The organism is Niabella aquatica (assembly GCF_054779315.1).
In genome coordinates, this window is sequence record NZ_BAAGYM010000025.1 from 59,164 (window position 1) to 68,840 (window position 9,677).

Consider the following 9,677-nt stretch of genomic DNA (forward strand, 5'->3'; position numbering starts at 1 on the left):
AATTTAACCAAGAATATGTGATTGAACAAGTGATCTGGCCAAGCCATCAATACCAGGGAATAATGTCTCTGCGGTAATATTCATTTGTTTCAAAGCGTACAGGATGTCCTGATGCAACCCTTGCGGTATTATAATCTTTACAATTTTAGTAGAAGTAAACACTTCCTGCTTTGCTGCCATAGCCGAAAAGTCCGCAAAAGGCATGGATTCAAATGATATCGAGTCATCAGAAAAAACAGAAGCCAAATTTTCCATAAAAGACGCGTCGCAACTGGAAGGCATAAGAAATAGCCCTTGCTGGCGGGAAAGTCTTTCTGTGCATATTTTAGGTTCCAGCGGAATAACCAGATTAGGAATTTCCCGCTGTTTTAAACCTGTTTTACTGCCAATAAATCTATTAGCCAGATCGATATGCATATCATTTATATCATCTTTTAAAGTTTCTCCTTCAGTATAAGAAACATGTTCACAGCGAACCAAGCTGGTGCGTATATGATGACGATTTATCGCCCAGATAGCGCTGTCTCCAATAGATTCATTAGTAGCAAAATAAGCGGCTACGACAATAGACTCCGTAAAATCCAGCAATCGTGTAGGCGCTCCATGGTGTTGCATAATTGCCAACCACTCGAAGTTGTCCTGCTGCTTGGGTAAAATCGAGGAAAAGAGGGGATACTTACGCTTAAATTCGTGTAACATCCACTGTTCTTCTGTGTTATAGTAGTGCAGCAAGTTATCAGAAGCATATAGCCGTATGCATCTCTCTATGGACGTTTCCAGCGGCCAATTTGCGTCACTCTGGCCCCGGAATATAAAAGGAACCCAAAAGTAGCGATTCACATTAAAGATATCATTCCAGGTAGTAAGTTCTGTTTCGATTAATGTTCCCATGATTCAAAGCTAGTGGATAGTCAGTTAAATTTATAAGGCAGCATGTGAATGTCATTTTTTCTTAAAGACCCAGGACCGGGGATATTCTACCAATGGTAACTGGTCGCGGCGAAGCCAAACCTTTAGCATGGTTTCCTGGATCACTTCTTCCATCAAAAATCCCGTGGCATCCATTTTTAAAAGAAAAGGCCTGAGCGAGCGGGTATAATCCTCGAAGATATGCCGGAACGCTGTTTCATCGCCTTCGGCAATGAGCGCGAACCATTCTTTGTCGGTATATACATTTACAGTCTCCAAGCGGTCTTTCTAAAATAGGGAAGGTTTTATAACGCAGCACCGCAATTTAAAGATAAATTGGCAAAGACTAAAAGTGCCGCTTGACTGGATGGTATTAATTTTTTATTAAGCGGAAGAATATTGTGTCGTTACATCCTTGATTTCCTTTGGCTAAAAAACGAAAGACTACCAGGAAAGAAACCGCCGAAATGCGATGAGTTTTATATCTTAGTGACATCCTGAATAATTGAGCGTGAAATAGTCGGAGAGAAACTGTCTGCGGGAAAGTTGACGGAGCATCTCCAGATCAGGCTCTAAACTATTAGCAAAACGGTCTGAGAAAATAAAATATGTTGGGGGGCTTAACTTTATTATTCTTTGCGGGTCTGCTGGCGGGTGCCATGAATGCTGTAGCCGGAGGGGGTTCCTTTATTACCTTTCCTGCACTTTTGTATGTCGGGGTGCCGCCTGTTACGGCTAATGCTTCCAGCACCGTGGCCCTCTTCCCGGGAAGTATGGCGGGGGCCTGGGAATACCGAAAATATCTTCAACCATTCCCAGGGGTCTCCATTGTTGCCATGATCATCTGCACATTTTTAGGAGGCTGCACGGGGGCGCTATTATTGCTGTATACTCCTTCAGCAAGCTTTAGTCAATTGGTGCCCTGGCTGCTTTTAACCGGCACACTTTCTTTTGCTTTTGGTAAAAGAGCAGGCACCTGGCTTGGTCAAAGAATCCGGATCGGAAGCACTTTGGTTTTAGCCAGCCAGTTTTTATTGGGTATTTACGGAGGTTATTTTGGTGGAGCGGTAGGGATTATGATGATGGCGGTATGGAGCCTGTTTGGCATGAGTGATATAAAAGTAGTGAACGCCAATAAAAATCTTTTCGTGGGCATTGCCAATGCTATCGCGGTAATGATCTTCATTTTTGCGGGGAAAGTAGCCTGGTTGGAAACAGGTGTTATGCTGGCAGCCACCATCATCGGTGCTTACATCGGTGCGCATTATACCAAAGGTATGAACGCTGTAAAACTGCGCCAGGGAATTGTTATCTTCAATTTCGTTATTACAGCCATCTTCTTTATCAAGGTATATCTTTAAAAGTGCTTGGGGTTAGATATAGGCTACTGCTCATTTAGCATGTACAAAGCTTTGGCATGCGCTGCCAACTGCCTTACATTATTCAATGCAACATCCTTAACCGGTTTTAACAGCTTCCAGCGATCACCATCTTTTTGCAGGATCAACACCTGCTCTTTATTGTTGGATATCACATACAGATCAGGCCCATTATCGGAACGGTAAAGGCCAAAGTGAAAGGTGGTTTTACCTATCTTCTTTTCATCAGTGATCGCTTCAGGTTCAGCTTCGGTCTCCGGGGTTACATCCTCCTGTTTGGGTTTGGCCGGTCGTTTACGTTCCCTGGGATAATTTAACTTAACCGTGCTGGGATCATAGCCCGGTACCATCAGGCTGATGCTCCTGCTGAGGTCTTCACTAAAAATATCTTCTTCTACCGCAAATTTATCTTTGAATTTTTGCAGCACCGTGCCACCCGAAGTTTCCTTGATCATAAACCGGCCTTTGAGCCGTTTACCATCCAAAATAAAGGAGAACGACTTTGCTTTAACACCCTGCTTCATCTTCTTTGCTACGGCCGCCTTATCATCTCCTTTATTAACGGTATAGGTACCCTGATCGTAAATTTGTTTTGCAGGCACTTTCGCAGGCAAGATGGTCTTTAACTGTTTTACTCTGCGTGCAAACCGGTTGTCCTGCGTCGGCGGGTAACTACTCGACCACACATAATAAATATTCCCCACTTCCAGGCAAATATGAAAAACCTTGGGGTCGGGCTGGTAAACGATAAATTTAGGCAGGTCGGTAGTATGTTTCGTCATGTTTTTTGCTAATTACTTTGCAGTTACAATAACTATTCCATATAGTAGTCACCTCAGCCAAGATTGTAGTGGTTAAATATTTCCTTTGTAATGAGCCGGCTATTCCACGCCAGTTCATCCAGCCTGCAATATTTTATGGCCAATACTTCGTTGGGTGTTGCATTAAGGGTTATCAGACTGAGCCGCAGGGGCAATGTTAAGCCGATGTCGGCAATCCCGTTTAATCGTTCAAACAACTCTTCAGCGTCTTGCCTGTCGCCAGTCAAAGTGAAGCGGCAGTATTCAATATAGCCGTTAGATACTTTCATGTCAACGGTAATAGCCAGTATATCAGTCATAAAATCAGCTTTAAAGTTAAAAAAGGCCCGCATTACACGGGCCTGGGAATTAAATTAGCCAATTTCGATCAACCTCGGCGCCTTCTTCCTGGCTTCTTCTAACTTGGGTATGGTCAGATGCAGCAGACCGTTTTCATATCTGGCTGCTATTTTACTATCATCTACCACATCCCTTGGAAGAACAAAACTTCTTTGGAAAGACTGGTAGCTAAACTCCCTGCGGCTGTAACCTTCCTCCTTCTTTTCCTCGCTCCTTTGCTTTTGCGAAGCGATAGTGAGAGTATTGCCTTCCAGCGTAATCTTAAAGTCTTTCTTTTCCATTCCCGGTGCCGCCATCTCTACCTCGAAGCTATCGGCCGTTTCTTTGATATTCACCGATGGCACCGTGGTACTGGTTGATGAAAAATTACTGTTGTTCCAGTTAAAAAGTTCCCGGCTGAACAGGTCATCAAACAGCGTTGGGAAGGATGGGAAATTACTTTTAACAAGTGACATAATAACCTCCTATTTTTTTAATTGAACAATAAATTTAATTACCAGCAGCAGCGCTGCTTTAATGGGTCATAAACAAAGGCTGTACCAGTGGAAAGCAGACTGATTTTTTTTCAGTGTTACTGTCTTTTTTTCAAGTTTGTGGAGCAGCAAATGATATAGCCTGTTGAATATCAAAAAGAAATGACGGGTAAATTTCCATTAGCAGAAACTGAAAAAATTTCAGTTTGCGTGAGCATTTCTCATCCAGGCGTGATACTAAATAATTTAGTATATTTGATGCTCATTAACACAAAATGATTTATGTCGGGGCTTTTACAATTTTACTCCACCGCATCTGAAATATTAAAGGAAGATTTTGATAACCTACCTCCGGCTCCCGGCGTTTATTACTTCCACAACGATCATGGCGAAGCTTTTTATGTTGGTAAAGCGAAAAATTTAAAGAAGCGGGTGATTCAACATTTTAGACAGCACCACACAAGCCTCAAGCGCCAGAATGCGATCAAAGATATTTATTCCATTAGCTACGAAGCCTGTGGCACCGAGCTGATGGCATTTATCCTGGAAGCCGTGGAAATTAAGCGGGTTTACCCCCGGTATAACCAGGCCTTAAAAAAGTATGAGGCGAAATTCGGACTGACTGTTCAGCAGGACCTGCACGGCTATACCAGATTGAAGGTCGCGGGGATCCGAAAGTCAGATCGGCCCATTCAGGTTTTTACAACACGCCAGGGCGCCATCAACAAAGTGACGGAACTCACCAGGCGCTTTGGTCTTTGTGCTGATTTATGCGGCTTAAAACACTGTGAGCTGTGTAACTTTATTGATAAGAAAAATAACCTGCTTTGCTCAGCCAACCTGCCCCCTGAAATTTATAACGAAAAAGCGACCAGAGGACTTTTCTTTCTAAAGGAAGATACCGGGACATTTTATATTATTGACAGGGGCAGAAACCGGAATGAGAAAAGCTGTATATGGGTAGAAAACGGCCATTTTTATGGGATGGGTTATATCGATAATACTGCGGATATTTATTCGGTATATGATATTAAAGATAGTTTGACCCGGTACCACAGTACGCATTATATCATGCAGCTGATTATTTCCTTCATTTGCAAATACCCCAACAAAGTGGTTTCAATTAACAAAGAAATATTTTCCTGAGCATTTGCTGCATTGGTCAAAATAAAGTTAGTTGCCTAGGCGGCAGCGGGCGATGCATTAGTGATGTTTAAAATACTGGATTTCTTTTTCATGCTTCTTTGCTGCTTCCAGCGAATCAAAGGTGCCGAGATTTTTTCTTTTGTTTGTCTTTTTATCAGGGTGCCTGGAATAAATGCGGTATTTACCAGATTTAAGTTTACGTATCATAGTCTTGTATTTTAAAAGATCATTGCCATTGGTCAGCAATAAGTATTAAGAAAAAACTATACCACTAATTCTTAAGAAAATGCCTTAATTCGAACGGCATTGATCCGCCCTTGTATAAGTAACTCGGAAGCTGGTTCAGAACGGTGAAATATTCACTTCAAAGCCTGCTTCCACGCTGTTTTGAGAAATCTTTACATAGTTATTAATGAAAAAATTGGTTAGTTTTTGCGCCTGCTTGTGGTAGGCCCGCTGGTCTTTCCATAGGTTTCGCGGCTGTAAAATATCGCCAGTAACACCCGGGCAGTTGATAGGAACCCTTAATCCAAACGCAGCTTCGGTAACAAAATCAACTTGGTTCAGTTCATTGTTTACAATAGCTTTTACTATGGCTCTTGAGGTTTTTATAGGTATGCGATGTCCTTCTCCATATCCGCCACCGATCCACCCGGTATTTACCATCCACACTTTTACATCATGCTTAACAATTTTTGTTTCCAGCTTCTTTGCATACACCACCGGGTGCAAAGGCATAAAAGGCGCTCCAAAACAAGCGCTAAAAGTAGGTTTAGGTTCCTCAATACCTTGTTCCGTACCGGCAATTTTTGCAGTGTATCCATTTAAGAAGTAATATAGTGCCTGTTGTACAGTCAACTTTGATACCGGTGGTAATACACCAAAAGCATCGCAGGTAAGGAAAATAATATTTTTAGGGATGCGTCCCATTGCAGAAGGTTCCCTATTTTCAATATGAGATAAGGGGTAAGATACCCTGGTATTTTCGGTTATTGAAGTATTGCTAAAATCTACAGTGTTCGTACCTGCAAAGAACATTGTGTTCTCCACCAGCGCCCCGGATGTGATTGCGTTATATATTTCTGGCTCCTTTTCTTTACTAAGGTTAATGCACTTGGCGTAGCAGCCGCCTTCAAAATTAAAAATGCCTTCATCGCTCCAGCCGTGCTCATCATCACCGATCAGCTTCCTTAAACCATCGGTGCTTAATGTGGTCTTTCCTGTTCCGCTCAAACCAAAAAACAGGGCAGTCGATCCATCGCTCCCCTGGTTGGCTGCACAATGCATACTCAATACATCATGATCTACCGGCAACAGGTAATTTAAAATAGTGAAAATACTTTTTTTGATCTCGCCCGTATAGCCAGAACCTACAATTACAATTATCTTTTTTGAAAAGCTGATAACGGTGGCATTCCCCTGCCGTGTTCCGCTTTTTAAAGGGTCTAATTCCATTCCCGGCGCTACTATAATATGCCAGTCAGGGTTTATGGCCTTCCTATCGTTAGCATCGGGGCTTAATAGCATGTTAAACGCAAATAGGTCTGTAGAGGCCAGTTGGCTGATGATCCTTATTGATATTTTATATTTCGGATCAGCGCAGGCATACGCGTCACGCACATATATCTCATCCCTGGCATTTAGGAAGGTAACGGCCTGATTTAGTATGCTATCAAAATATTTTGCATCTATCGGGTTATTAAATTCATTCCAGTCAATTTTGTCTTTGATCGTTTCTTCAAACACAATGAATTTGTCTTTTGGTGAACGCCCCGTAAATTTACCGGTATGAATGACCAGTGCGCCTGTATCGCTTATAGCTCCCTGTTTTTTAGTGACGGACTTTTGTACCAATTCTGCGGGTGATAACTGATACTTTATATTGTTGCCGTCAAAGTTCAGTTCCTTTAGGCTTTCAAGGGGTAAGAATGAGGATAGTGTCATATAGCAATATTTGTTGAGCAGCAAATATAGCTTTTGAAAATATTCAATTTAATTGTAAAAATTACAATCAAAATTTAAATATTCTAATAAAATTATCGATTAATGAATATTTATTAATTTGGTACGAATTGCAGCTATTGAAATTATTTCAACAGATCAAAGTAAGGGTAGAAACTAAAAAATTTGAAAATATTTTCAGAAAACTACATAAAGGTTCCAACCGATAGTATAACTACTCCAAAAAGACGTGAGAAGGAGGATTAGGCTGAAAAAGATAATTTTATCCTACCTTTATAAGGATTAGTAACCTAATAGAATAACCGTGATGAAAATAGTTGTAACCAAAAGCTTTCCGGGTTTTGAATTTAGTTCGGATAAATTAGTAAAGTATATAGAGGCTAGCGGCCTGTTCTCTATTTTGTTGAAAGGAGGCCAAATTATCCATTTTAAGCCAGATGATCCCAATGATTTTCGCAATTGGCTGGCTGAAATAGGCCTGGTTAATATACGAGAAAAAATAAAATAATATATAAAGGGAATATCGCCATTTTGGTGTTTTTCATAGGTTAGCAAAGGCCCGTCTTGTCTAAGACCCGGGCCTGTTTTATATCAACTGGAAAGAAATCATTATTTAGTGTAAATCATGGAAAATTAATAAGTATTTTTTTCTACCACCGAGCAGTAAATTTCGACACCCGCTGAATTTGTTACTGCTGCCCATACCAGCATTGCCAGCTTAAATATTGGAATGATGTTTCCCTTTCTTTAGCTTTTAGGTTTGTAGTATTGTGCAATTGTTCCAGCTCAATTTGCAGTCAGAAGAAAAAAGTAAAGATTGGACTATTATTATTCTGAAAATGATTAAATTAGCGTAGCTGCTTAAAATGCTGATATGAAAATAAAAGTAGCCTGAAATGTAAGCCGTGTACAAACACTTATAAATATTTAAAAATGGTTATACTTCGCTAACTGCAAGTTAGCAGTCATTGTAATTAACCACACTAAAACAGGCAGAGAAAAACAAGATAAAACAAAATCTATATGCAGGTAGATCATCAATCAAAGTATAAGGCAATTATTAAAGCACCAATTGAAAAAGTATGGGATGCGTTAACTAATCCCGAAATTGTAAAGCAATATTTCTTTGGCTCTAACCAAGAAACGGATTGGACTGTTGGAAGCAAAATCTTGTGGACCGGTGAGTATGAAGGAACCACCTACGTAGACAAGGGCGTGGTTTTAGAGTATTTTCCAAACAAAAAACTTTCGTATGGTTATTTGAGCAGCTGGAGTGGTTTAGACGATAATGCTGAAAATTATCTATTGGTTTCTTATGAAGTAACCCCAACTGAAGGGGGAACAGAGCTAATTATTACGCAATCAAACTATGATGAAGAAAAAGCAAAACATTCTGCCGAGAATTGGGGCGTGGTCATAGACGGACTAAAAAGGCTTATTGAATAAGTGAACGAAAACCTGTTCCTTCACGCTTTAAAAGCAAATGGAAGTTCACATGCAGCAATGGATGACGTGGATCAATGAACCAATAGCGATATAACCTTTTACTATCTTTGCATAATTCCCACTAATAAGTTCACAAAATGGAAGATGTCAATCTTTGGTTAGACCAACCAAAAAAGGATTAATAAGAAGTTAAGAAAAGAACTTTTGTTTAAACAGAAGCTCTTCTGGAGAGCAACCTTGATTTTTTTCAAGGTAACTTTATATGCTCATTCATTAACGCTTTCAATAGCCTATTTTTAACTTCATAAAGCACAAAAATGAATACAATTTTGTGGACACTACAAGTGCTTCTCTCTGCATTTTTTATTATGCCAGGCATTGGCAAAATTACAGGCAGCAAAGAAAACCACATCGCCGACGGACATTTGAAACCGCACCATTCTATAATGCCAATCCGGGTATTAGGGGCTCTGGAATTGTTAGGCTGTATTGGTATTATAGTTCCGTGGCTTACAGGCATTGCTCCGGTTTTGACACCTATTGCAGCATCAGCCTTTTGTTTAATTATGGCAGCAGGTATGTTCGTTCACACCAAAAAACAACAATACAAAATGCTCCCAATGTTGATTATTGTATTTATACTGTCAGCATTAGTCGCATATTTTAGATTTACAGCGTTAGCATAGCAATAGAAAATTACCAGCCGGTAAGCAGTTGGTTGGGTTCAGGAAATATCACCTCCATTCTGCAATTGCTAACGCAGTAGTGTAAGTCCGATTTTCCTTCTCGATTTATTGACATTAGCTGGTTCTTTAAACAATACATTACTCGCGTTTTTGCGTCTTCAAGGTGCAAAACCCTATTTCTTTACGCGATTCATTAATTTAACCTCATTGGTTTACAGCGAGTTACTAACTTACACCTAATTGAAACCAGTCTCTCTCTGATTTTTACAGTATCTTTCTGCTCATCTGGAAAGAAAATGAGCAGCAAAAATGGATAACGTTATATTGTCTGAAAATGAGACAAAATATTTAATGCTATTTAATGCAATTGATGAAGGGTTCGTCATTATTGATGTCATATTCAATGAAGATAATGAACCGAATGACTATTGCTTCCTGGAAGCTAATCCTGCTTTCATTAAACAAACCAGGCTCGAAAACGCCATGGGCAGAACTATGAAGGAACTGGCACCCGAG

At 40.3% G+C, this 9,677-nt stretch carries 13 protein-coding genes; 6 read left to right on the top strand and 7 right to left on the bottom strand.

Features of this window, described 5'->3' with window-relative positions:
* Positions 1-3: 3 nt before the first annotated feature.
* Positions 4-891, bottom strand: a complete 888-nt coding sequence (locus ACYVBM_RS17335) for an FRG domain-containing protein (protein WP_460686958.1) — start codon at positions 889-891, stop codon at positions 4-6.
* 51 nt (positions 892-942) lie between these two features.
* The gene (locus ACYVBM_RS17340; RefSeq protein ID WP_460686959.1) at positions 943-1,188 is read right to left on the bottom strand and encodes an RNA polymerase sigma factor; all 246 of its coding nucleotides are present in this window, start codon (positions 1,186-1,188) and stop codon (positions 943-945) included.
* 329 nt (positions 1,189-1,517) lie between these two features.
* Here ACYVBM_RS17340 and ACYVBM_RS17345 point away from each other — a divergent pair, with 329 nt between their 5' ends.
* On the top strand, positions 1,518-2,270 hold the full coding sequence (locus ACYVBM_RS17345; protein WP_460686960.1) for a sulfite exporter TauE/SafE family protein: 753 nt from the start codon (positions 1,518-1,520) through the stop codon (positions 2,268-2,270).
* A gap of 23 nt (positions 2,271-2,293) precedes the next feature.
* Here the strand turns inward: ACYVBM_RS17345 and ACYVBM_RS17350 are convergent, their stop codons facing one another.
* From ACYVBM_RS17350 to ACYVBM_RS17360, 3 genes are read right to left on the bottom strand one after another with little or no spacing between them, the layout of a single operon-like run.
* Positions 2,294-3,070 (bottom strand): hypothetical protein, encoded by a 777-nt coding sequence (locus tag ACYVBM_RS17350; protein WP_460686961.1) that lies wholly within the window; start codon positions 3,068-3,070, stop codon positions 2,294-2,296.
* 53 nt (positions 3,071-3,123) lie between these two features.
* Positions 3,124-3,408: a hypothetical protein gene (locus ACYVBM_RS17355; RefSeq protein WP_460686962.1), complete on the bottom strand. Its 285-nt coding sequence runs from the start codon at positions 3,406-3,408 to the stop codon at positions 3,124-3,126.
* A 54-nt stretch (positions 3,409-3,462) separates the two neighbouring features.
* Positions 3,463-3,903: an Hsp20/alpha crystallin family protein gene (locus tag ACYVBM_RS17360; protein WP_460686963.1), complete on the bottom strand. Its 441-nt coding sequence runs from the start codon at positions 3,901-3,903 to the stop codon at positions 3,463-3,465.
* Between the two features lie 300 nt (positions 3,904-4,203).
* Here ACYVBM_RS17360 and ACYVBM_RS17365 point away from each other — a divergent pair, with 300 nt between their 5' ends.
* Positions 4,204-5,067: a nucleotide excision repair endonuclease gene (locus tag ACYVBM_RS17365; protein WP_460686964.1), complete on the top strand. Its 864-nt coding sequence runs from the start codon at positions 4,204-4,206 to the stop codon at positions 5,065-5,067.
* A gap of 57 nt (positions 5,068-5,124) precedes the next feature.
* On the opposite strand, the gene ACYVBM_RS17370 is transcribed toward ACYVBM_RS17365, so the two are convergent.
* Together ACYVBM_RS17370 and pckA are read right to left on the bottom strand one after the other, a co-directional pair.
* Entirely contained in the window at positions 5,125-5,274 is a 150-nt protein-coding gene (locus ACYVBM_RS17370) for a hypothetical protein (RefSeq protein WP_460686965.1), read from the bottom strand.
* Between the two features lie 135 nt (positions 5,275-5,409).
* The gene (gene pckA, locus ACYVBM_RS17375; protein ID WP_460686966.1) at positions 5,410-7,011 is read right to left on the bottom strand and encodes a phosphoenolpyruvate carboxykinase (ATP); all 1,602 of its coding nucleotides are present in this window, start codon (positions 7,009-7,011) and stop codon (positions 5,410-5,412) included.
* A gap of 325 nt (positions 7,012-7,336) precedes the next feature.
* On the opposite strand from pckA, the gene ACYVBM_RS17380 reads away from it, so the two are divergent.
* The 4 genes from ACYVBM_RS17380 to ACYVBM_RS17395 all read left to right on the top strand — a co-directional run.
* Positions 7,337-7,537 (top strand): hypothetical protein, encoded by a 201-nt coding sequence (locus ACYVBM_RS17380; RefSeq protein ID WP_460686967.1) that lies wholly within the window; start codon positions 7,337-7,339, stop codon positions 7,535-7,537.
* 515 nt (positions 7,538-8,052) lie between these two features.
* Positions 8,053-8,475, top strand: a complete 423-nt coding sequence (locus ACYVBM_RS17385; RefSeq protein WP_460686968.1) for an SRPBCC family protein — start codon at positions 8,053-8,055, stop codon at positions 8,473-8,475.
* 317 nt (positions 8,476-8,792) lie between these two features.
* Positions 8,793-9,161, top strand: coding sequence for a DoxX family protein (locus tag ACYVBM_RS17390; RefSeq protein ID WP_460686969.1), 369 nt, complete (start codon positions 8,793-8,795; stop codon positions 9,159-9,161).
* A gap of 309 nt (positions 9,162-9,470) precedes the next feature.
* Positions 9,471-9,677, top strand: a 207-nt coding sequence (locus ACYVBM_RS17395; protein ID WP_460686970.1) for a hypothetical protein, incomplete at its 3' end; no start/stop codon positions are given.